This window comes from Amycolatopsis orientalis DSM 40040 = KCTC 9412, assembly GCF_000478275.1.
Taxonomy (GTDB): Bacteria; Actinomycetota; Actinomycetes; order Mycobacteriales; family Pseudonocardiaceae; genus Amycolatopsis; species Amycolatopsis orientalis.
Genome location: NZ_ASJB01000070.1, coordinates 16362 through 38065, shown reverse-complemented (window position 1 = coordinate 38065; position 21704 = coordinate 16362). Strand labels below are relative to the sequence as shown.

Annotated in this window: 21 protein-coding genes and 1 tRNA gene; 11 read left to right on the top strand and 11 right to left on the bottom strand. The window is 68.4% G+C overall.

Annotated features, from left to right (window positions below):
* The first annotated feature begins 14 nt into the window (after positions 1-14).
* Positions 15-608, top strand: a complete 594-nt coding sequence (locus L324_RS25550; RefSeq protein ID WP_037313805.1) for a hypothetical protein — start codon at positions 15-17, stop codon at positions 606-608.
* Positions 609-673: 65 nt separating this feature from the next.
* On the top strand, positions 674-3034 hold the full coding sequence (locus L324_RS25545; RefSeq protein ID WP_173426402.1) for a cation-translocating P-type ATPase: 2361 nt from the start codon (positions 674-676) through the stop codon (positions 3032-3034).
* An 83-nt stretch (positions 3035-3117) separates the two neighbouring features.
* Here L324_RS25545 and L324_RS25540 read toward each other — a convergent pair whose 3' ends face one another.
* From L324_RS25540 to L324_RS25520, 5 genes are all read right to left on the bottom strand, one after another.
* Complete coding sequence (locus L324_RS25540; protein ID WP_037313803.1) at positions 3118-4368, bottom strand: beta-ketoacyl-[acyl-carrier-protein] synthase family protein; 1251 nt, start codon at positions 4366-4368, stop codon at positions 3118-3120.
* A 40-nt stretch (positions 4369-4408) separates the two neighbouring features.
* Positions 4409-4654 (bottom strand): acyl carrier protein, encoded by a 246-nt coding sequence (locus tag L324_RS25535; protein ID WP_004559006.1) that lies wholly within the window; start codon positions 4652-4654, stop codon positions 4409-4411.
* A 68-nt stretch (positions 4655-4722) separates the two neighbouring features.
* Positions 4723-5706, bottom strand: coding sequence for a beta-ketoacyl-ACP synthase III (locus tag L324_RS25530; protein WP_037313800.1), 984 nt, complete (start codon positions 5704-5706; stop codon positions 4723-4725).
* Entirely contained in the window at positions 5703-6629 is a 927-nt protein-coding gene (locus tag L324_RS25525; protein WP_268871958.1) for an ACP S-malonyltransferase, read from the bottom strand. Before L324_RS25525 ends, L324_RS25530 begins: the two co-directional genes overlap by 4 nt.
* 278 nt (positions 6630-6907) lie before the next feature.
* Positions 6908-8122 carry a PucR family transcriptional regulator gene (locus L324_RS25520; RefSeq protein ID WP_037313789.1) on the bottom strand — a complete coding sequence of 405 codons (1215 nt, stop codon included), beginning with the start codon at positions 8120-8122 and terminating at the stop codon, positions 6908-6910.
* A gap of 341 nt (positions 8123-8463) precedes the next feature.
* On the opposite strand from L324_RS25520, the gene L324_RS25515 reads away from it, so the two are divergent.
* Both L324_RS25515 and L324_RS25510 read left to right on the top strand, forming a co-directional pair.
* Positions 8464-9216 carry a mechanosensitive ion channel family protein gene (locus tag L324_RS25515; protein ID WP_037313786.1) on the top strand — a complete coding sequence of 251 codons (753 nt, stop codon included), beginning with the start codon at positions 8464-8466 and terminating at the stop codon, positions 9214-9216.
* A 215-nt stretch (positions 9217-9431) separates the two neighbouring features.
* On the top strand, positions 9432-10073 hold the full coding sequence (locus L324_RS25510) for a nicotinamide mononucleotide transporter family protein (protein WP_037313783.1): 642 nt from the start codon (positions 9432-9434) through the stop codon (positions 10071-10073).
* Between the two features lie 73 nt (positions 10074-10146).
* Here L324_RS25510 and L324_RS25505 read toward each other — a convergent pair whose 3' ends face one another.
* A complete protein-coding gene (locus L324_RS25505) occupies positions 10147-11358 on the bottom strand; it encodes an alpha-hydroxy acid oxidase (protein ID WP_037313781.1) in 1212 nt (403 codons plus the stop codon).
* Positions 11359-11474: 116 nt separating this feature from the next.
* Positions 11475-14270 carry a pyruvate dehydrogenase (acetyl-transferring), homodimeric type gene (gene aceE / locus L324_RS25500; protein WP_037313779.1) on the bottom strand — a complete coding sequence of 932 codons (2796 nt, stop codon included), beginning with the start codon at positions 14268-14270 and terminating at the stop codon, positions 11475-11477.
* Between the two features lie 402 nt (positions 14271-14672).
* Between aceE and L324_RS25495 the strand changes: the two genes are divergently transcribed.
* The 4 genes from L324_RS25495 (at position 14673) to L324_RS25480 (ending at position 16759) form a co-directional block, all read left to right on the top strand.
* Positions 14673-15104, top strand: coding sequence for a DUF3052 domain-containing protein (locus L324_RS25495; RefSeq protein WP_034311133.1), 432 nt, complete (start codon positions 14673-14675; stop codon positions 15102-15104).
* A gap of 76 nt (positions 15105-15180) precedes the next feature.
* Positions 15181-15642, top strand: coding sequence for a peroxiredoxin (locus L324_RS25490; protein WP_037313775.1), 462 nt, complete (start codon positions 15181-15183; stop codon positions 15640-15642).
* 36 nt (positions 15643-15678) lie between these two features.
* A tRNA-Val gene (locus L324_RS25485) sits at positions 15679-15750 on the top strand.
* A gap of 46 nt (positions 15751-15796) precedes the next feature.
* Positions 15797-16759 carry a GNAT family N-acetyltransferase gene (locus L324_RS25480; protein ID WP_037313772.1) on the top strand — a complete coding sequence of 321 codons (963 nt, stop codon included), beginning with the start codon at positions 15797-15799 and terminating at the stop codon, positions 16757-16759.
* Positions 16760-17138: 379 nt separating this feature from the next.
* Here L324_RS25480 and L324_RS25475 read toward each other — a convergent pair whose 3' ends face one another.
* Positions 17139-17642, bottom strand: coding sequence for a carboxymuconolactone decarboxylase family protein (locus tag L324_RS25475; RefSeq protein ID WP_037313770.1), 504 nt, complete (start codon positions 17640-17642; stop codon positions 17139-17141).
* 14 nt (positions 17643-17656) lie between these two features.
* Between L324_RS25475 and L324_RS25470 the strand changes: the two genes are divergently transcribed.
* A complete protein-coding gene (locus tag L324_RS25470; RefSeq protein WP_037313768.1) occupies positions 17657-18175 on the top strand; it encodes a MarR family winged helix-turn-helix transcriptional regulator in 519 nt (172 codons plus the stop codon).
* Here the strand turns inward: L324_RS25470 and L324_RS25465 are convergent.
* Both L324_RS25465 and L324_RS25460 read right to left on the bottom strand, forming a co-directional pair.
* Positions 18172-18591 carry a cupin domain-containing protein gene (locus L324_RS25465; protein WP_152546997.1) on the bottom strand — a complete coding sequence of 140 codons (420 nt, stop codon included), beginning with the start codon at positions 18589-18591 and terminating at the stop codon, positions 18172-18174. The two genes, L324_RS25470 and L324_RS25465, sit on opposite strands and share 4 nt — an antisense overlap.
* A gap of 92 nt (positions 18592-18683) precedes the next feature.
* Entirely contained in the window at positions 18684-19295 is a 612-nt protein-coding gene (locus L324_RS25460; RefSeq protein ID WP_037313764.1) for a TetR/AcrR family transcriptional regulator, read from the bottom strand.
* 63 nt (positions 19296-19358) lie between these two features.
* Here L324_RS25460 and L324_RS25455 point away from each other — a divergent pair, with 63 nt between their 5' ends.
* On the top strand, positions 19359-19850 hold the full coding sequence (locus L324_RS25455; protein WP_037313760.1) for a hypothetical protein: 492 nt from the start codon (positions 19359-19361) through the stop codon (positions 19848-19850).
* Here L324_RS25455 and L324_RS25450 read toward each other — a convergent pair.
* Positions 19847-21025 carry an aminotransferase class V-fold PLP-dependent enzyme gene (locus tag L324_RS25450; protein ID WP_037313757.1) on the bottom strand — a complete coding sequence of 393 codons (1179 nt, stop codon included), beginning with the start codon at positions 21023-21025 and terminating at the stop codon, positions 19847-19849. The two genes, L324_RS25455 and L324_RS25450, sit on opposite strands and share 4 nt — an antisense overlap.
* Before the next feature lie 46 nt (positions 21026-21071).
* On the opposite strand from L324_RS25450, the gene L324_RS25445 reads away from it, so the two are divergent.
* Positions 21072-21701, top strand: coding sequence for a GntR family transcriptional regulator (locus L324_RS25445; RefSeq protein WP_037313755.1), 630 nt, complete (start codon positions 21072-21074; stop codon positions 21699-21701).
* The last annotated feature ends 3 nt before the right edge of the window (positions 21702-21704 follow it).

Below are 21704 nucleotides of genomic sequence, written 5' to 3'. Positions count from 1 at the left end.
GCTAACCTTTCAGGGTGACCGCCCAGCCTCGCCCCGCCTCCCGTCAGCGGTGGCTGATCCCCGTCCTGGTGGTGGTGATCTCCCTGACCGTCGGCATCGGGTTGCTGGCGCGTGAGCTCTACCGCCGTCCCGAGGCCCAGCCCCACGAGCCGGTCGTCACCGACTCGCCGTCGTCGGTCGCCCCGGAGGCGCAGCCGGGTTCGCCCATCGTCGAAGTCACGCCCGACGTTTTCGCGCATCCGCAGTACCAGAGCGTCCGGCAGGTACTGCAGGGGTATTTCGACGCCATCAACTTCCGCGACTATCCGAAGTGGACTTCGGTGGTCAGCAGGGAACGGGCCAAGACCAAGACCTCGTCCGAGTGGAAGAACGACTATCAGTCCACTCGGGACGGCAGCATCCTCGTCTACCGCATCGAGCCCGGCTCACCCGGCACGCTCCGGGTGCTCGTCGCCTTTACCAGCACGCAGGACGTCGACGACGCGCCGGTGTACCTGCCCGAGGCATGTATCCGCTGGCGGCTGGTCCTGCCGCTGCGGCTGGAAAGCGGATCGTGGCGGGTCGACACCACCGACGGCGGCACCAGTCCCGAGCACGAAAGATGCTGAAGTAAGGGGCGACATGGTCCCGCAGGCTGACGCGGGCAGAGGCCGGGCGGAATAGAGTCGCGGGCATGGCAATTGATCAGCCGGCCCTGCTGACCGACGCCTCGAGGGGGCTCACCAGCGAAGAGGTCGCCCAGCGGGTGGCCGCGGGCCAGACCAACGTGGTCTCGACGAAGACCAGCCGGACCACCGGCGAAATCATCCGTGCGAACGTCTTCACCCGGATCAACGCCATCTACGGCGTGCTGTTCGTGCTCATCCTGTCGACGGGATACTTCATCGACGGGCTGTTCGGCGGACTGATCATCGTCAACAGCGCGGTCGGCATCATCCAGGAGCTCCGGGCGAAACGAACCCTGGAACGGCTCGCGATCGTCGGACAGGCGAAGCCGACCGTCCGCCGTGACGGGCAGAGCGCCGAGATCGCCCCGGAAGACGTCGTCCTCGGGGACCTCGTCGAACTGGGACCCGGCGACAAGATCGTCGTCGACGGACCGGCGCTGACGGCCGACGCGCTGGAGGTCGACGAATCGCTGCTGACCGGGGAATCCGATCCGGTCGTCAAACAGCCCGGCGACAAGGTGCTTTCCGGCAGCTTCGTCGTCGCGGGCAGCGGCACCTATCGCGCGGACATCATCGGTGACGAGTCCTACGCGGCGAAGCTGGCCGCGGAAGCCAGCAAGTTCACCCTGGTGAAGTCGGAACTGCGGCAGGGCATCGACAAGATCCTCAAGTTCATCACCTATCTGCTCGTCCCGGCGGGTGCGCTGACCATCTACAACCAGCTCGCGGGCGACCAGGCGTGGCCCGACGCGCTGCGCGGCATGGTCGCGGCGCTCGTGCCGATGGTGCCCGAGGGCCTGGTGCTGATGACCAGTGTCGCGCTGGCGGTCGGCGTCATCCGGCTGGGCAAACGCCAGTGCCTGGTGCAGGAACTGCCCGCGATCGAGGGACTCGCCCGCGTCGACGTGGTGTGCGCGGACAAGACCGGCACGCTCACCGAGAACGCGATGCGGCTTGCCGAGGTCCGCGAGATCACGCCGGGGCATCCGGTGGACGACGCGCTGGCCGCGCTCGCCGCCGCCGACCCGCGGCCGAACGCGAGCCTGCAGGCGATCGCGGAGGCGCACGGGACCGATCCGGGCTGGCGGGTCTCCACGACCATGCCGTTCTCCTCGGCCCGCAAGTGGAGTGGCGCGTCGTTCGGCGGCGATGGCGACTGGGTGCTCGGCGCGGCCGACGTTCTGCTGCCCGAGGGCGAGCACCGGGCGGAAGCCGAGAAGATCGGCTCGCGCGGGCTGCGCGTTCTGTTGCTGGGCCGAGCCGAACGGGCCGTCGACGCGGCCGAGGGCCCCGGCGAAATCGCACCGGTGGCACTGGTGGTCCTGGAGCAGAAGGTCCGCCCGGACGCGAAGGACACGCTGGACTTCTTCGCGCACCAGGACGTCGCGGTCAAGGTGATCTCCGGCGACAACGCCATCTCGGTGGGCGCGGTCGCGAGCACACTCGACCTGCCGGGTGCGGACAAACCCGTCGACGCGCGGAAACTGCCGGAGGACGCCGAAAAGCTGGCCGACACGGTCGAGGACCGTGCCGTCTTCGGCCGCGTGACACCGCTGCAGAAACGCGCGATGGTCGGTGCGCTGCAGTCGAAGGGCCACACCGTCGCGATGACCGGCGACGGCGTCAACGACGTCCTCGCGCTGAAGGACGCGGACATCGGCGTCGCCATGGGCGCCGGCAGCCCGGCCACCCGCGCGGTCGCGCAGATCGTGCTGCTGGACGACAAGTTCGCCACCCTGCCGCATGTGGTCGCCGAAGGGCGACGGGTGATCGGCAACATCGAGCGGGTCTCGAACCTGTTCCTCACCAAGACGGTCTACTCGGTGCTGCTGGCACTGATGGTCGGCATCGCACAGGTGCCGTTCCCGTTCCTGCCGCGGCACATCACGATCACCGCGTGGTTCACGATCGGCCTGCCCGCCTTCGTGCTTTCGCTGGCGCCGAACAACGAACGCGCCCGCACCGGGTTCGTCGGCAGGGTGATGCGGATGGCCGTCCCGGCCGGGCTGGTCATCGCCGCCGCGACGTTCGTCAGCTACCTGCTGGTGTACAAGGGATCCGGACAGTCCGAACTGGACAAGATCCAGGCGGGAACGACGGCGCTGATCACGCTCATCACGATCGCGTTGTGGGTGCTCGGGATCGTCGCGCGACCGTACCGGTGGTGGAAGATCGGGCTGATCGGCGGGATGGTCGTGCTGACCCTCGCGCTGTTCCTGATCCCGTTCACGCAGAAGTTCTTCGCGCTGGACCCGAGCGTGAGCGCGTACACGCTGTCGGCGTTCGCCTGCGCCGGAGTGGGAATCGTGCTGGTGGAAGCGGCCTGGTGGATCGGGCGGCATCTGGTGAAGCGCTCGGAAGCCTGACCTTTCCAGCCCAGAAGTACGTGAAGGCCCCCTTCACTGCGCTAGACGCAGTGAAGGGGGCCTTCACGTACTTGCAACCAGCCTCAGGCCGCCGGAGTGAACAGCAGCGCCGTGTTGTGCCCGCCGAAGCCGAACGAGTTGCTGATCGCCGCGCTCAGCTCGACCTTGCGCGCCTCACCGGAGACGACGTCGAGCTGCACCTTCGGGTCCAGGTCCTCGAGGTTCAGCGTCGCCGGGATCAGGCCGTGGTAGATGGCCAGGATCGTGGCGATGCCCTCGACCGCGCCCGCGCCGCCGACCAGGTGGCCGAGCGCGCCCTTGGGCGCGGTCACCACGGTGTGGTCACCGATGGCGTTGCGGATCGCCGCGGCCTCGCCGACGTCGCCGACGACCGTCGAGGTCGCGTGCGCGTTGACGTGGCCGACGTCGGAGGGGGAGACCCCCGCCATCGTCATCGCCTGCCGCATGGCGGCGATCTGGCCGATACCCTCGGGGTGGTTACCCGTGATGTGGTAGGCGTCCGAGGTGATCCCGTACCCGCTCAGCTGCGCGTAGATCCGCGCGTTGCGGGCCTTGGCGCGGTCCGCCCGCTCCAGGATGACGACGCCGGATCCCTCGCCGAGGACGAAACCGTCACGGTTCACGTCGAACGGCCGGGACGCCTTCGCCGGTTCGTCGTTGCGGGTGGACACCGTCCGCGCCTGCGCGAAGCCGGCGAGGGTGATCGGGTGGATGCACGATTCGGCTCCACCGGCGACCACGACGTCGGCACGGCCCGAGCGGATCATCTCGTAGCCGGCTGCGATGCCTTCCGCGCCCGACGCACAGGCCGACGCGGGCGAGTGCACCCCGGCGCGGGCCTTCAGGTCGATCCCGACGTGTGCGGCGGGGCCGTTCGGCATCAGCATCGGCACGGTCAGCGGGGAAACCTTGCGGAGTCCCTGCTTGTGCAGAAGATCGTTCTGGGAGATCAGGGTGACCGGACCGCCGACACCGGTGCCGATGGTCACCCCCAGGCGCTCGGGGACGACGTCCTGATGCTCATCGGTCGGCTGCGTGAAGCCCGCGTCCGCCCATGCCTGCCGGGCGGCGATGAGGGCCACCTGCTCACAGCGGTCCAGGCGGCGAGCCTGGACCCGGGGCAGGACTTCGGACGGGTCCACGGCGAGCATGGCGCCGATCTTCACCGGCAGGTCGAGTTCGTCGACCCAGTCGGCTTCGATGCGGCGGATCCCGCTCGCCCCGGCGAGCAGACCGTCCCACGTGGACGCGACGTCTCCGCCGAGCGGCGTGGTGGCGCCCATCCCGGTGATCACGACGTCGATGTTGCTCATTGGAGTCTCCCCAAGGTCGGCGCCAATCAAGAACTGGGAATTACTTGGAGTTGGCGGACACGTAGTTCACCGCGTCGCCAACGGTCTTCAGGTTCGCCAGCTCGTCGTCCGGGATCTTGACGCCGAACTTGTCCTCGGCCTGAACAGCGATCTCCACCATGGACAGCGAGTCGATGTCGAGGTCGTCCACGAAGGACTTCTCGGCGGTCACGTCGTCCTGCGCCACACCGGCGACCTCTTCGACGATCTCGGCGAGGCCGGCGAGGATCTCTGCGTTGTCTGCCACTGGTTGTTCCCTTCTCGGTGATGCTTTCGGCTGCCCCGCGGACACGGTGCCCGCGGGGGAAGTATTCATCACGGGCAGATGAAGGCCTGGCCCGCGTAGGAAAGTCCGGCCCCGAAGCCGACGGCGAGTACGACGTCGCCCTGCTTCACGGTGCCCGCCTTGCGCATGTGGTCCAGCGCGAGGGGGATGGACGCGGACGAGGTGTTGCCCGAGTACCTGATGTCGTCGGCCACGACCATGTCTTCGCGGGCGCCCTTGGCGCGCAGCTTCTTGGCGATGGCCTCGACGATGCGCAGGTTGGCCTGGTGCGGGATCAGCACGTCCACATCGGACGGTTCGAGCCCGGCCAGTTCCAGTGCCCGCAGCGCGATCGGCGCGATCTGGGTGGTCGCCCACCGGAAGACCGACTGGCCCTCCTGGTAGATCCACTTGTCGTCGCGCATGTAGATGAGGTCGACGTGCTCGCCGGCACTGCCCCAGGCGACCGGGCCGATCTGCGCGGTGTCGGCCGCGCCGACCACCGCGGCGCCCGCGCCGTCGGCGAAGATGATCGCGTTCGCGCGGTCGACCGGGTCGACGTGGTCGGTGAGCTTCTCTGCGCCGATGACGAGTGCCTTCTTCGCACTGCCCGCGCGGATGAGGTCCGACGCGACACCGAGGCCGTAGCAGAACCCGGCGCAGGCGGCGTTGAGATCGAACGCGGCCGGATGCGTGATCCCGATCCGGTCGGCCACCTGGGCGGCGGCGTTCGGGATCTGCGTGGGCATCGTGCAGTTGGGCAGGATGACCGTGTCCACTTCGGACGGATCCACCCCGGCGTCGGCGAGCGCCGCGGTGCCCGCCTTGACCGCCATGTCGACCAGCGACTCGTCCTTCTCGGCGAACCGGCGCTCGACGATGCCGACCCGCTCGCGGATCCACTGGTCGTTGGTGTCCATGATCTTCGAGAGATCGTCGTTGGTCACGATCTTCTCGGGTTGGAAGCTCCCGACACCGAGGATGCGGGTCCCGGCGGCGCCCGGCGCCTGCCGCAAGGTGGATCGGTCGGTCACGAAGCGTCCTCCTGCCCCTGAAGCTTCGCCAGCTCGGCGGGCGTCTTCAGTGCGATGGTGGTGGTCACGGTTCCCTTGAGCTGTCGCTTGACCAGACCCGTCAGCGTGCCGGCGGGCGGCAGCTCGAGCGTCGAAGTGACACCCAAGGAAACCAGCCCGTCCATGGTCAGGTCCCAGCGCACCGGACTTGTGACCTGCTTGACCAGCCGGTCGAGGTACTCGGCCCCGCTGGTGACGACCTGGCCGTCGGCGTTCGACAGCAGCGGACGCGTGGGGTCCGCCGGGGTGATCTTCGCAGCGTGCGCGGCCAGCGCCTCACGCGCGGGTGCCATGTACGACGTGTGGAACGCCCCCGCGACCTTGAGCGCGCGGACCTTGGTGCCTTCCAGCGGCTCCGCCACGATCTTCTCGATCGCGTCGGCGGCACCGGAGGCGACGATCTGACCGGCGCCGTTGCGGTTCGCCGCGGCGAGACCATGGCCGTCGAGCCAGGCGACGATCTGCTCCGGGTCGCCGAGCATGACCGCGGCCATGCTCGTGGGCTCCAGCGCGCACGCCTTCGCCATCTCCGCGCCGCGGACGGCGGCCAGCGCCACGGCGTCCTCGGCGCTCAGCACCCCGGCGATCGCGGCGGCGGCCAGCTCGCCGACGGAGTGACCGGCGACCGGTGCGTCCTCGGCGACCGGGGCCTCGCGCTGAAGGTGCTCGAAAGCCAGCAGTGTCAGCGCCACGATCAGCGGCTGCGTGATCGCGGTGTCCTGGATCTCTTCGGCGTCCGCCTCGGTGCCGAGACGGACGAGATCGAGACCGGCCCGCTCGGACCAGGCTTCGACGCGCGCGCGGGCGCCGTCGAGCTCGAGCCAAGGGGAGAGCATGCCTGGGGCTTGGGAACCCTGACCGGGGGCGAGGACTGCAGCTGTCACCCCACTAGGGAACACTCTCGGCCACCATGGTCGTGATGCCGACGCTCACCAAGTCCTGCCGACGTAATTGTCGGAACCCTCCAAAAGTGCCTTCCTGATCTCCGCGCTTAACCCAAAAGCCTTGTCGGGTTCAACCAGCTTTCCCTATGAAGTCCGTCACTGCGCAGAGTTACCACAGGGTTCTGGTGGAATGGCGCGAGTACGGGGTGAGTCGGGGTGGTCGTGAGTGTTAAGTGCCGTTCTAACGACACTTACCACTCACGACCACCCCGACCCAGTCACCAGAGTCCGCGGGAGCGCGCCAGGCGTCCGACGGTCAGGGCCACCTTGAGGACCCAGGCGTCGCGCGATTCGGCGGCATGACGGCCGGTGAGTTCGGCCGCCTTCCGCAGCCGGTACCGGACGGTGTTCGGATGCACGAACAGCGTCCGCGCGCAGGTCTCCAGCACGCCGCCGCTGTCGAGGTAGGTCTCCACCGTCCGCAGCAACGCCGGGCCCGCCTCCTCCAGCGGCCGCGCGATCTGCTCGACGAGCAGGCGTTCCGCCTCCGGATCGCCGGACAACGCGCGTTCCGGCAGCAGATCGATCGATCTCGCGGGCCGCGGCGCACCGGGCCAGCCGACGACGGCGCGCAGCCCGGAGAGCGCTTCGGTCGCGCTGTGGTGCGCCTCGGCGAGGGTGGGCACCGTCGGACCGGCGACGACCGGGCCCTCGGCGAAGGCGACGGACAGCTTGGTGAGGATCTCGCGGTCCTTGACACTGCCCTCGGTGGGACCGGCGACGACCACGACCAGGCGCGATCCCTGTACCGAAAGAAGGACAGGGCGCCCCACGCGCGCGGCGCGGCTGCGGACCTCGAACACGACGGCCGGCGGATCGTCCGACGTCGGCGTCCCGACCAGTGCGGTGGCGGGCGCCGCGGGATCCCAGCCGAGCGCGGCGGCGCGGGAGAGCACCGCTTCCTCGGCGTCACCGCGGACGATGCCGTCGACGACCAGTGCCTCCAGCCGCGCGTCCCAGGCGCCGCGGGCCTCGGCGGCGGCCGCGTAGGAGTTGGCGGCGGCGAACGCGATCTCCCTGCCGTAGCGCAGGATCCCCTCGATCAGCGCGGCGCGTTCCGCCTCGTTCGCGGCGAACTCCGGCAGCTGCTCCTCGAACACCTCGATCGCGAGCCGCACCATGCCGACCGCTTGCCGCAGGCTGATCCAGCGGGACAGTTCGGCGGGCGCTTCGCGGAACGCCTCGGTGGTGAGGGAGAGCGCCTCTTTCGAATCGCGGAGCCAGTCGACGAAGCCGGCGGCACCCGCTTGGGTGATCAGCAGAACGCTCGCGCGCTGGTCGGCGGGGAGGCGGGCGAACCAGCTCAGCCGCTCCTCCATCACCGCCACGCTCGCGCTCGCGAGCCGGCCGGAGGCGTGCTCGAGCCGCCGGAGGGTCTTGGCGGACAGCCCGTGGTGCTTGGGCACACGCCGTCCGGAAGTCGCATCAGCCATGGTCAGCCGATCCTAGTCGGACCGTGCCCTGATGACCGTCGTCCTGCGGCCCGACGTCCGGATCGTCCGAAATGGACAGTCGATGCGCCGATCGCGGCGGTGAATTGTGAAAGGTGTTTGCATAAAACTCGAGGCCGCCCGGCGCTAGCGTTTTTCGCTGCGCCGGACGGCCTCGTCTCCCCGGTCCCCACCGGTAGAACAAGTATGGGACTTGTGGATCTTTTCCCGCTAGTTCACTCACTCGATCGTGGGGTGCCGAGTTGCCGGTGAGGTGCCCGTGATCAACGATCCCTCGCAAGCCGCGCCGGGGCAGGCGCGGATCGCAGAGAGGGGATTTCGCCGTGGGCGAGCAGCTGAAAGACGGTCTGGGGCAAGCATGGAACCTTGTCGCCACCTTCGTGCCGAAACTGGTCGGATTCCTGATCATCCTGCTCATCGGCTGGTTGATCGCGAAGGCCGTGTCAAAGGCATTGGGACTGGTTCTGTCGAAGATCGGTTTCGGCAAGCTCATCGAGAAGACCGGACTCACCGGAACGCTCAAACAAGCGAATGTCGACGCGGGCGGGATCCTCGTCAAACTCGTGTACTACTTCATTCTCCTGATCGCCCTGCAACTCGCGTTCGGCGTATTCGGTGAGAGCAATCCGGTCAGCGCGCTGCTCAACGACATCATCGCGTTCCTGCCGCGGATCCTGGTGGCGCTGGTGCTGGTGATCGTCGCGGCCGCCGTCGCGAAGGTCGTCCGCGACCTGGTGACCGGCGCGCTGTCGGCCCGCCCGGCCGGACGGCTGCTCGGCACCATCGCCTACTGGATGATCGTGGCGTTCGGCGTCATCGCCGCGCTCGGCCAGGTGAACATCGCGACGGCGGTGACCGGGCCGGTCCTGATCACCGTGCTGGCCACCATCGGCGGCGTGATCGTCGTCGGCTTCGGCGGCGGCCTGATCAAGCCGGCGCAGGACCGCTGGCAGGGCTGGCTCGCCAACCTGCAGGACCAGCTGGAGCCCGCCTCCCGCGGGCAGGCTTCCGGCAACCGGGAGGTCCGTTCGGAGCCGCCGACTTCGCCTGTCGGCATCGGTCGCGTAGATTCCTGAGCATCCCGCGGGCCCGGTGATCGAGGAAGGCACCGGGCCCGCGTGGAGTCGAAGGGGCCCATCGCCGCGGAACACGCGGTGGAGGGCCCTTTTCGCGTCGCTGGGAGGTCTCCTCAGCGTCTCTCGAGCCGCCTGCCTGTTCCGCACCTCACACTCCCTAGGGAATGGCGCCGCGACGGAGCATGTTGGAGCGGTAGACGGAGAGGGGTGCGGACGTGGACTTCCTGCTGCACAACGGTGTCACAGTGCTCGGACAGTGGATCTCCTTCGCCGAACTGGCGGGGCAGATCTTCGCGCTGGCCGTGGTGTTCCTGGCGCAACGCCGCACGTTGTGGACCTGGCCGGTCCAGGTCGGCGCCACCGTGCTGCTGTTCTCGGTCTACGTCTCCGCGCATCTCGGTGGGCTCGCCACCAGGCAGGTCGCGATCCTCGCCATCTCGATCTACGGCTGGTGGGCCTGGTCCCGCCGCAGTGACCCGGTCTACGGCGTCGTCGTCCGCAAGGGACGGCTCTCCGAGCGGCTGGCGATGGCCGGGGCGTTCGCGATCGGCACGACCGCGATGGCGCTGGTCCTCGACGCGCTGGACGCCTCGTGGGCGCCGTGGCCGGACGCCGCGATCTTCGTCGGCACGCTGGTCGCCTTCGCCGCGCAGGGCGCGGGTCTCGTCGAGTTCTGGCTGGTGTGGCTGGTCGTCGACGCGATCGGCGTACCGCTGCAGCTCTCCTCGGGCCTGTACTTCTCGGCCGCGGTCTACATCGTGTTCGCCGGGCTGGTCGTGCACGGCTGGTGGAGCTGGAACCGGACGGCGAAGCAGGTCCAGACCGCGCCCTCCAGCACCACCACGGCCTCCGCCTGACCCGCGTTTCGTCTTTTGGATGCGGTAGTTGGTATCGCCAACCACCGCATCCAAAGGACGAAACGCGTGAGGGTCAGCGCATGGTCGCGTGCGAGGGCTTGAGGTCGGCGAGGGTGCGGACGCCCAGCAGCTGCATCGTCCGGACCATCTCGGCGCGCAGGATGTCCACGCACCGCTGGACGCCACGCTCGCCACCGGCCATCAGGCCGTACAGGAACGCCCGTCCGATCAGCACCGCGTCGGCGCCGCGCGCGATCGCGGCCACGATGTCGCCGCCGGAGAGGATGCCGGTGTCGACCCACACCTCGGCGTCGCCCTGGATCTCGTCGAGCACCGCGGGCAGCAGCTCGATCGGTGTCGGCGCGCGGTCGAGCTGACGGCCGCCGTGGTTGGACAGCAGGACCGCGTCGGCGCCGTGCTTGACCACGTCACGCGCGTCGTCGACGTTCTGGATGCCCTTGACCACGAGTTTGCCCGGCCAGGTCTGGCGGACCCAGTCGAGGTCGTCGAAGTTCAGGGTCGGGTCGAAGAGCTTGTTGAGCAGTTCGGCGACCGTGCCGTCGAACTGGCTCAACGACGCGAAGGTGAGCGGCTCGGTGGTCAGCAGGTTGAACCACCACGCCGGATGCATCGCGCCGTCGACGAACGTCTTGAGGGTGAGCGCGGGCGGGATGGTCAGCCCGTTGCGGACGTCGCGCAGCCGCGCGCCCGCGACCGGGGTGTCCACCGTCAGCATGAGCGTGTCGAATCCGGCGGCCCACGCGCGATTCATCAGATCTTCGCCCGCTTTGTGGTCACGCCAGACGTAGAGTTGGAACCACTTGCGGGCCTCCGGCGCGGCCGCCGCGAGGTCTTCGATGGACGTGGTCGCCATGGTCGACAGCCCCATCGGGATGCCGTTGCGCTGCGCCACGCGGCCCACCGCGGACTCGCCCTCGTGGTTCATCATCCGCGTGAAGCCGGTCGGCGCGAACGCGAACGGCAGTGCCGAACGCTTGCCGAGGATCTCCTTGCTCGTGTCCACATCGGACACCCCGCGCAGGACGTTGGGGTGGAATTCCACGCTGCGGAAGGCCTGCCGGGCGCGGCGGAGGCTGTCTTCCAGTTCTGCGGCGCCGTCGGTGTAGTCGAACGCCGCGCGAGGCGTCCGCTTGCGGGCGATCATCCGCAGGTCGGCGATCGTGTGCGCGCTCGCCAGCCGCCGGTCGGTGGGGTTGAGCACGATCGGCTTCGGTCGCAGGATCTGCTTCAGTTCACTCGGCTTCGGCAGTCGACGCTTGGTCACACTCGCTCACCCTCTCCGTAAACATCCGATGTATCACCCTAGCTCGTCCGCCGCCGGACGCAATGAAGGGACCTTTCCTTGCGAAATTTGCAAGGAAAGGTCCCTTCATCTCAGCGTCAGGCGCTACCGGAGTCCGACAACTGCGGACCCGCGGCGGCGACGTCGTCGAGGCGGTACTTGCGCGCCGCCTCCGCCACCTTCGCCTGGTCGAACTCGCCGCGCTTGGCGAGCGCGCTCAGCGTGCCGACCACGATCGACTGCGCGTCGACCAGGAACTTCCGCCGGGCGGCCGGGCGGGTGTCGGAGAACCCGAACCCGTCGGTGCCCAGAGTCAGCATGTCGGTCGGCACCCACGGGCGGATCAGGTCCGGCACCGCGCGCATCCAGTCCGACACCGCGACGACCGGCCCGTTCGCGCCGGACAGCTTCTGCGTGACGTACGGCACACGCGGGGTCTCGTCCGAGTGGAGCAGGTTCTCGTGGTCGATCGCGACGGCCTCGCGCCGCAGCTCGGTCCACGACGTCGCCGACCACACGGCCGCGCGGACGCCCCACTCCTCGGCGAGCATCTGCTGCGCGCGCAGCGCGTCCGGCATGGTGACGCCGGACACCAGGATCTGGGCCTCCGGACCGTCGCCCGACGGGGCGTCGGCGTAGCGGTACAGACCCTTCAGCAGGCCGTCGACGTCGAGGTTCTCCGGCTCGGCGGGCTGCTGGTAGGGCTCGTTGTAGATCGTCATGTAGTAGAAGATGTTCTCGCCGTTGCCGTCCGGCCCGGTCTCGCCGTACATCCGGCGGAGACCGTCCCGCACGATGTGGGCGATCTCGAACGACCACGCCGCGTCGTAGGCCACGACGGCCGGGTTGGTCGCCGCCAGCAGCAGCGAGTGCCCGTCGGCGTGCTGCAGGCCCTCACCGGTCAGCGTGGTGCGGCCGGCGGTGGCGCCGAGCACGAACCCGCGGGCCATCTGGTCCGCCGCCGCGTAGAGGCCGTCACCGGTCCGCTGGAACCCGAACATCGAGTAGAAGATGTAGATCGGGATCATCGGCTCGCCGTGCGTGGCGTACGAGGTGCCGACGGCGGTGAACGACGCGGTGGAGCCAGCCTCGTTGATGCCCTCGTGCAGGATGACGCCCTTTTCGGACTCCTTGTAGGCCAGCATCAGGCTCGCGTCGACCGACGTGTACGTCTGGCCGTGCGGGTTGTAGATCTTGGCCGTCGGGAACATCGAGTCGAGACCGAAGGTGCGCGCCTCGTCCGGGATGATCGGGACGATCCGCTTGCCGATCTCGGAGTCCTTCGCCAGCTCGCGGACGAGCCGGACGAACGCCATCGTGGTGGCGACCTCCTGCTTGCCCGAGCCCTTGCGGATGCCTTCGTAGACCTTGTCGCCGGGCAGCACGAGCGCCTTCGCGGCCTTCGGGCGGCGCTCCGGCAGGAACCCGCCGAGCGCCTTGCGACGGCCGATCATGTACTCGATCTCCGGCGATTCCTTGCCGGGGTGGTAGTACGGCGGCAGCTTCGGGTCGCGCTCGAGTTCCTCGTCGCTGATCGGGATGCGCTGGGCGTCCCGGAACAGCTTGAGGTCGTCGAGGGTGAGCTTCTTCATCTGGTGCGTGGCGTTGCGGCCCTCGAAGGACGGGCCGAGGCCGTAACCCTTGATGGTGTGCGCCAGGATCACTGTCGGCTGGCCGTGGTGCTCCAGCGACGACTTGTAGGCGGCGTAGACCTTGCGGTAGTCGTGCCCGCCGCGCTTGAGGTTCCAGACGTCGGCGTCGGTGAGGTCCTTGACCAGTTCCTTGGTCCGCGGGTCGCGGCCGAAGAAGTGCTCACGGACGAAGGCGCCGTCGTTGGCCTTGTAGGTCTGGAAATCGCCGTCCGGCGTCGTGTTCATCAGGTTGACCAGCGCGCCGTCACGGTCGGCGTGCAGCAGCGAGTCCCACTCGCGGCCCCAGATGACCTTGATGACGTTCCAGCCGGCGCCGCGGAAGTACGACTCCAGCTCCTGGATGATCTTGCCGTTACCGCGCACCGGGCCGTCGAGCCGCTGCAGGTTGCAGTTGATCACGAAGGTCAGGTTGTCGAGGCCCTCGCCCGCGGCGACGTGGATGAGGCCGCGCGATTCCGGCTCGTCCATCTCGCCGTCGCCGAGGAACGCCCAGACGTGCTGGTCGCTGGTGTCCTTGATGCCGCGATCGCGCAGGTAGCGGTTGAATCGCGCCTGGTAGATCGCGTTCATCGGGCCGAGGCCCATGGACACGGTGGGGTTCTCCCAGAACTCCGGCATCAGCCGCGGGTGCGGGTACGACGGCAGGCCGCCGCCCTCGCCGGCGTGCGAGAACTCCTGACGGAACCCGTCCAGCTGGTTCTCGGTCAGCCTGCCCTCGAGGAACGCGCGGGCATAGATGCCGGGGGAGGCGTGCCCCTGGATGAAGATCTGGTCGCCGCCGCCGGAGTGGTCCTTGCCGCGGAAGAAGTGGTTGAAGCCCACTTCGTACAGCGCCGCGGACGAGCCGTAGGTCGAGATGTGCCCGCCGACACCGACGCCGGGACGCTGCGCGCGGTGCACCATGATCGCGGCGTTCCACCGGATGTACGCGCGGTAGCGGCGTTCGATCTCTTCGTCACCGGGGAACCAGGGTTCGTTCTCGGTGGGGATGGTGTTGACGTAGTCGGTCGACGTCAGCGCCGGAACGCCGACGTGGCGTTCCCTGGCCCGCTCGAGGATGCGCAGCATGAGGTACCTGGCGCGCTGCTGACCACCCCTGGCCAGCGCCTCGTCGAAGGAGTCCAGCCATTCGGCAGTCTCCTCCGGGTCGATGTCGGGCAGGTGCGCCGCCAATCCGTCACGGATGACGCGGACGCGTGCCGGGGTCTCCTTGCCGGAGGCGCCGTCGTTCTGCGGGGCCAAGGGGTCTCCTTGCGAAAGGTGGTAGCTGGTTGTGCTCGTACGCGGGCGTGTTCGCCTTCCATCGTCGTACTCGGCTTCCGTTCGCGTCACCGCTACTGCTCGGTAACGTTCGCGGCCCCGATTGCGACACGCCTCGCGCGCGCCTGTATCCGCGCGCGCGTTTTCTCTCCCACCCTAAAGCAGGGTGCTCCGGGGTGCCCAAGTGCGCCTGAATTGACCTCGCGCGACTGGGCCGAATGTCCGTACGCTGCGACACGAGTTGTTCAAGATCCGGTGTGGACGGTTGCGCGCAGCGCCTCACCAGTGTTCGCTAACGGGCATCGTGTACCCGAGTGTGGTGCCCGCCCGGTCGATCCGGCCGTGGCGACACCACGCTCCGTCGTAGTTGGAGGAGTGACAGCAGTGGTCGCCGCGGGAGACGCTGATCAGAGCAGCGTCGCCGAAAGGCTTGGGATCAAGCCGGACATGGTGGTCCAGGAGATCGGCTGGGACGAGGACGTCGATGACGATCTTCGTGCGGCGATCGAGGAGCAGATCGGCGGTGACATCCTCGACGAGGACGCCGACGAGGTCATCGACGTGGTGCTGCTGTGGTGGCGCGAGGACGACGGTGATCTCGGAGACACGCTGATCGAGGTCCGGACCCCCTTGAACGAGAACGGCGTGATCTGGGTGCTGACCCCGAAGACGGGACAGCCCGGGCACGTCGAGCCGAGCGAGATCGCCGAAGCGGTGCCGCAGGTCGGATTGGCGCAGACGGCCAACATCAGCGCCGGCCCGAAGTGGGCGGGCACCCGGCTGGTGTCGCCGAAGTCGTCCAAGACCAAGCGGTGACCTCGAAGGCCCTGCGATCGACACGATAGGGTTGTCGACGCAGGCCCCTGTTCGCTCTTGAGAGGAAACCGCCGGTATGGCCGTCGAGGTCGGATCGCAAGCCCCGGACTTCACGCTCAACGACTACAACAAGCAGGCCGTGACGCTGTCGTCCTTCAAGGGCGAGAAGCCGGTCCTGCTCGTGTTCTACCCGTTCGCGTTCAGCGGTATCTGCACCGGCGAGCTGTGCCAGCTCCGCGACGAGTTCGCGGACTACGACGGTCAGGGCGTCCAGGTGATCGGTGTGTCCGTGGACACCCCGTTCTCGCTCAAGGCGTGGGCCGAGCAGGAGGGCTACCAGTTCCCGCTGCTTTCGGACTTCTGGCCGCACGGTGAGGTCGCGAAGGCCTACGGCGTCTTCAACGAGGCGGCCGGCCTGGCCACCCGTGGGACCTTCCTGATCGACAAGGACGGCGTCGTGCGGTTCGCCGAGGTCAACCAGCCCGGCGAGGCGCGTGACCAGCAGGCGTGGAAGAAGGCCGTGGCCTCGCTGGCCTGAGTCTTCACCGGTGGCACCCTCGCGGTGTCACCTCCCGGGCGCATAGCTCAGCGGGAGAGCACTCGGTTTACACCCGAGCGGTCGTAGGTTCGATCCCTACTGCGCCCACCGAAAACCCGGCGACAGCCTCCGCGCGGGGGCCTACTGTCGTCGCGTGCATCACTCCCTCAGCTGGCGGCCGCTCAGCCGCGAGGACGCCAAGGCGTCGGCCGACCTCCTCAACGCCATCGAGACCGTGGATCGCATCGGTGAGAACTACACCGAGGAGGACACCCTCCAGGAACTGATCGACCCGTACGCCGACCTGGAGCGCGCGAGCCTCGCCGCCTTCGACGGCGACGTGATGGCCGGGTTCATGAAGATCCGCCACAAGCCGTCCGCGGACGAGGTCCACCGGGTCTTCCTGGACGGCGGGGTCCATCCCGCGTACCGCCGTCGCGGCCTCGGCACCGCGCTCGTCGAAGCGGGGGTGGCGGCGGCCAAGGTGGTGCACGCCCTGCACCACCCGTCGTCGAAGCTGGTGGTCGACGTCAACCGGCCGGAGCACATCGCCGGCCTGGCCGAACTCGTCCGGTCTCAGGGCTTCACGCCGGTCCGCTACTTCCAGCGCATGGAGCATCCGCTCGGCGCGGTGGACGCCCCGGCGATCCCCGGCGGGTTCGCGGTGGAGCCGTGGTCGGAGCGGAACGACGAGGACTTCCGCACGGTCCGGAACGAGGCGTACCGGGACTACTGGGGTGCGGTGCCCATGCCCGTCGATCTCTGGCGGAACAAGATCACCAACCAGACCTTCCGGCCCGAGGTCAGTTTCCTGCTCCGGGAGGCGGCGACCGGGGCTCCGGTGAGTGTGCTGGTGACCATGTGGTGGGAGGCCGACACGGAGGCCACCGGGATCCGTGACGCGCACTTCATGGTCATCGGAACCGTTCGGGAGTACCGGAAGCGGGGACTCGCCAGTGCGCTGATGGGACACGCGTTGCGCGCGGCCGCGGGTCAGGGCTACGACCGTGCCAGCTTGAACGTGGACTCCGCCGATCCTGCCGGGGCTTTCGGGATCTTCGAGAAGGCCGGCTTCGCGCCGAAGATGCGGTATGTGCGCTGGGCTCTCGAAGCCTGACACCCATGCATTCAGTCGGCTGAATGCGGGTGCCCCGACGCACGTGAAGACCCTCTTCGCCCGGCTCAACCGGGTGAAGAGGGCCTTCGCGTACCCCCAAGCCTGTGGAACGTTTTCGGTTTCGGCGGTCTGGTCTGCCCCCTCGGCAGGCCAGACCGCCGGTGCGCCGCGCCGCGGGTGGCGAACTTTCGGCTGCACAAGACAGGAGACGGTCGGGACTGCCCAGATACATCAAGATCGGCGGCCATTGGAGTGATCCAGACCACGAGGGGCGATCACGGAAAGCTACAGAGTCCGTGAAGGCCTCCTTCCCTACCTTGAGAGTAGGAAAGGAGGCATCCACGGACACGCGATCGGGGTCCGCCCGTAAAGCGCCCGGCTAGGCCCGGGTCATCCTGTTCGCCAGGGTCGACATCGTGTACGCGCCGATGCCCATGACGACTTCGAGAGCGTTCCGCTCGGTGTACCCGTGCCCGAAGAAGGTCTTCAGCGTCTCGTCGTCGACGCCGCCGGCGGTCTCGAGCACCGCCAGCGTGAACTGCCGCATGGCTTCCAGTCGCTCGTCGGGCACGGGCTCCTGTGACCGGAGTGCCGTGATGACGTCGTCGTCGGCGTTCAGTCCCTTCAGCTTGGCGGTGTGCATCTCGACGCAGATGTGGCACTCGTTGCGGGTCGCGACGGTCATCACGATCGTCTCCCGCGCGACCGGATCGAGGGTCGTGCGCTCGAAGCTCGCGCTGAGTTTCAGGAAACCGTCGAGCAGTTCCGGTGACGACGCCAGCCGGGCGACGGCGGTGGGGAGGTGGCCGAGGTGCCGGATGGTGGCCTCCATCGAGCGACGGGAGGCGGCGGGAGCGGTTTCGACGGTGTGGTCGGTAAACAAGGGGACCCCCTAAGATGGTCAACGTGGTTGACGAAAAGGTAAACCAAGTTGTCGAAGTTGGCAAGGGGGTTCCCGACCCTCCCGGGTTCGAGTTGCCGCTCCTGCTGTTCGCGGGCTTCCGCTCGATCATCGACCGCCTGCACGCCGAACTGGCCGAGCAGGGGCATCCCGACGTCCGCCCGGTGTACGGCTTCGCCATGCAGGCGGTCGGCCGCGACGGCGCGACGGCGAGCGAGATCGGACGGCGCCTCGGGGTCTCCAAGCAGGCGGCGGGCAAGACCGTCGACAAGCTGGAGCAGCTCGGCTACGTCGAACGCGTCGACGACCCGGCCGACGCGCGGCGCAAGATCGTGCGCCTCACCGCGCGCGGGGTCGACTCACTGCGCCGGTCCGCGATGATCTTCGAGAAGCTGCGCAAGGAGTGGGTCGGCACCCTGGGTGCCGACAGGGTTCGCGCGCTGGAAGCCGATCTTCGCGCGATGGCGCCGTCGGACGGCTTCCGCCTCGACGTCGCGAGCTGGTTCGGTGCCTAGAAGGGGCATCCCGGGTTCGGCGCGTCCTGCGAGAGCGGACTCCCGTGCGGCAGCACGTAGAGCACCTCCAGCACCACCGTGGACGCGCCAAGATTCCGTCCGATGTGGACGGTGTCGCTCGGTTCGGTGAAGGCCACGCCCCGCCGGTACAGGCCGTCGAGCCCGCAGTCGGCCGAGTTGTGCGTCAGCGTGCCCGCCTTGACGTACGCGTAGAGCGTGCCGTCGTGGTAGTGCCAGCCGGTGTACCCGCCCGGCTGGATGACGACCTCGCGCAGGACGTAGTCGGTGTCCCCGACCGTCTTCTGCTTCAGGATCGTGCCGGTCACCCCGGAACCCGGGGTCGCCTCGGCCGTCGCGGGGACGGCGAAGGCGAGGGCGAGTGTGGCGAGCAGTGTGGTCACAGACCGCAGGCGCATAAGGGAACCGTACCGTGGCCTCCCCTGCCCGAAAGGGCGGTTTTCCGTGCCCTCTATGTCGGCTACGCCAGTTTCTCGGCATGCCCTCGCCTTCACTGATCCGGGCGCCGCAGGGTTTCCAGATGTCGTCCGAGCACCGTGCGCATCAGTTCCGGCGACGTCCGCCCGCTCGCCATGGCGAGGCCGTCCAGTAGTGCCGCCAGCCGTTCGGTTTCGACGTCCAGGTCGAGGTCGTGGAGCAGTCCGCCCGCGCCACGCGCGCCTTCGAGCACCCTGCGGACGAGCGCGCGAACGCCCGCGTGCGTGCGCGCGACTTCCTCGGCCAGATCCGGACGGTTCTTCGCAGCGGCGGAGAAGGCCAGCCAGACGTCGGTTTCGGCCCGGGTCTGCTCGGTGAGCGGAAGCAGCTCGCCGAGCAGCGCTTCGGTGAGTTCCTGACGGCGTGAGCGCGGGGTTTCCGGATCGAGCAGTTCGGGGAGGTGGCGCAGCAGCCGGGCTTCCACCCGGTCTCCGAGCGCGCGCATGGCGAACACGATCAGCTCGTCGTGGCCGCGGAAGTAGTGCCGCACCGAACCGATCGCGAGACCGGCCTCATCGGCCACGCTCCTGAGTGACGCCTGCGCGAGGCCATCTGCCTGAATCACCCGGAAGACGGCTTCGGCGATTTCCAGGCGTCGGGCCGTGGGGTCGACGATCTTCGGCATGTTGTCTTTATAGCACGCCCCTGCTATTTTATTTGGCACACACGTGCTATAAAGGGGGAGTTCATGCGGACCTGGTTGTTGATCGCGCTGGTGGTCGCCGCGGTGATCGTGATCGTCGTGCGCAGGCTGCGTGGGGAGCCGCTGGTCGCCCGTGAAGTGTTCGGGACGCCGGTGGTCCTGCTCGCGATCGGGGTCTACGGTCTGGCCAAGCTCGACGATTTCACTTTCACGGACGGTGCCTGGCTCGTGCTGGGGTCCGTGGTCGGTTGCGGCCTCGGCGCGGTGCGCGCGGCCACCACGAAACTCTTCGAGCGCGACGGTGTGCTGTGGCTGCGGTACACCGGCTGGACGTTCGGCGTGTGGGTGTTCTCGTTGCTGGTGAACTTCGGGATCGGCTTCCTGGCCACGACGGCAGGGGCGCATCCTGACGCGCGGCCGGTGACGTTGTCGATCGGCGTGAGCCTGCTGGGGGAGGCGTTGGTGATCGGCCTTCGCGCGAAGACGACGGGGCTGCCGTACGCCCCGCCGTCCGAGTCCGTGCTTTCCCGCCGTTAAGCCAGTTTCGCGACCTCGCCGGCGAGGAGCGCGATCTCGTCTTCGGTGTTGAAGTAGTGCACCGAAGACCGGACCATCGACGGCAGTCCGCGGGCGGCGAAATCGAACTGGGCGGACGTCGCTTCCACGACGCTGACGTTGATCTTCGCCGCCGCCAGACGCCGTTTCACCTCCTGCGACGGCGTTTTCGCGACGCTGAACGTGACGATCCCGCACTTCCGTTCGCCCTGGTCGTGCACCTGGACGCCGGGGATCTCGCCGAGCACCTCGCGCAGTTTCGCCGCGAGCGCCGCGACGCGGGCTTCGATGGCGGGCATGCCCCAATCCAGGGCGTAGTCGATCGCCGCGCCGAGGCCGTGCACGGCGGCGTGATCGCGTTCCCAGACCTCGAACATCTTCGCCGTCGAATCGACTTCGTAGGTCTCGGGCGCGGTCCACGCCGCCGAGTGGAGGTCGAGCATCGCGGGCTCGACGCGCTCGCGCAGCCGAGGATGCGCGTAGAGGAACCCGGTTCCCCGTGGCCCGCGCAGGTACTTCCGGCCGGTCACGCTGAGCGCGTCGCAATTGAGGCGCGCGACGTCGAGATCGATCTGCCCGGCGCTCTGGCAAGCGTCCAGCAGGAACGGGATCCCGGCTTCCCTGGCGACGGCGCCGATCTTCTCGGCCGGGTTCACCAGCCCGCCTTGGGTGGGCACGTGGGAGACGGCGATCAGCTTGACGTCGCCGTCGATCCGGCGCTTCAGGTCCTCGACGTCCAGCTGCCCGGACTCGTCGTCGTCGACCACCTCGACGACGGCGCCGGTGCGCTTCGCGATCTGCAGGAAGGAGATGACGTTGCTCGCGTACTCGGACTTCGCCGTCAGGATCCGGTCGCCCGCGGTGAACGGCAGCGCGTAGAAGACCGCCTGCCACGACCGCGTCGCGTTGTCGGTCAGCGCGATGTCGTCGGGATCGGCGCCGACCAGCCGTGCGGCCGAGGCGTAGACGCCGTCGAGCCGCTCCGCGTTGGCCGCCGCCTGCTCGTAGCCCCCGATCAGGGCTTCCTCGCGCAGGTAGTCGACGACCGTGTCGGTCACCAGCGCGGGTGGCAGCGACGATCCGGCGTTGTTGAGGTGGACCACTTCCGCGCAACCCGGGGTTTCGGCGCGAGCGCGGTGCACATCGAAGTCCGTCATGCCTAACTGAATACAGTACGGCCGAACTGCATGCAATACTGCCCGCATGACGAGGAACCTGCTCCGGCGCGACCTCGCGGAGGAGATCACCGCCCGCGTGCTCGACGGCCGGATCGCCGCCGACAGCCGGATCAACGAGGTGCACCTCGCCCGCGAACTGGGCGTCAGCCGGACGCCGTTGCGCGAGGCGCTGATCGGGCTGGCCGATCGTGGCCTGCTCGTCTCGGCGCCCAACCGCGGTTTCCTCGTGCCGCCGTTCGATCCCGAGGAGGCCCGGCGGCTGTATCCGCTCGTCGCGGAATTGGAATCGCTGGCGCTGCGCTGGAGTTCCCCGCAGGACCTCGCCGGGCTCACCGGCGGCCTGGACCGGATCGCCGACGAGATGACCGCGGAACTCGGGCGGCGCGGTGATCTGTCCGCTTTGGACGACCGATGGCACGCGCTGCTGGTGTCGCGCTGCACGAATCCGCATCTGCTGCGGCTGATCGAGCAGACCAAGCCGCTGCTGAAACGCTATGACACCTGCTATTTCGTCGGCGCCGAACGCTCCTTGGAGAGTATCGACGAACACCGCCGGATCGCCGAGGCGATCCGCGCCTCCGACCTCGCGACGGCAGCGGAGCTGCTCGTGCGGAACTGGGTGAAAACGCTGGCATATCTGGAGAACATGGGGTGATGA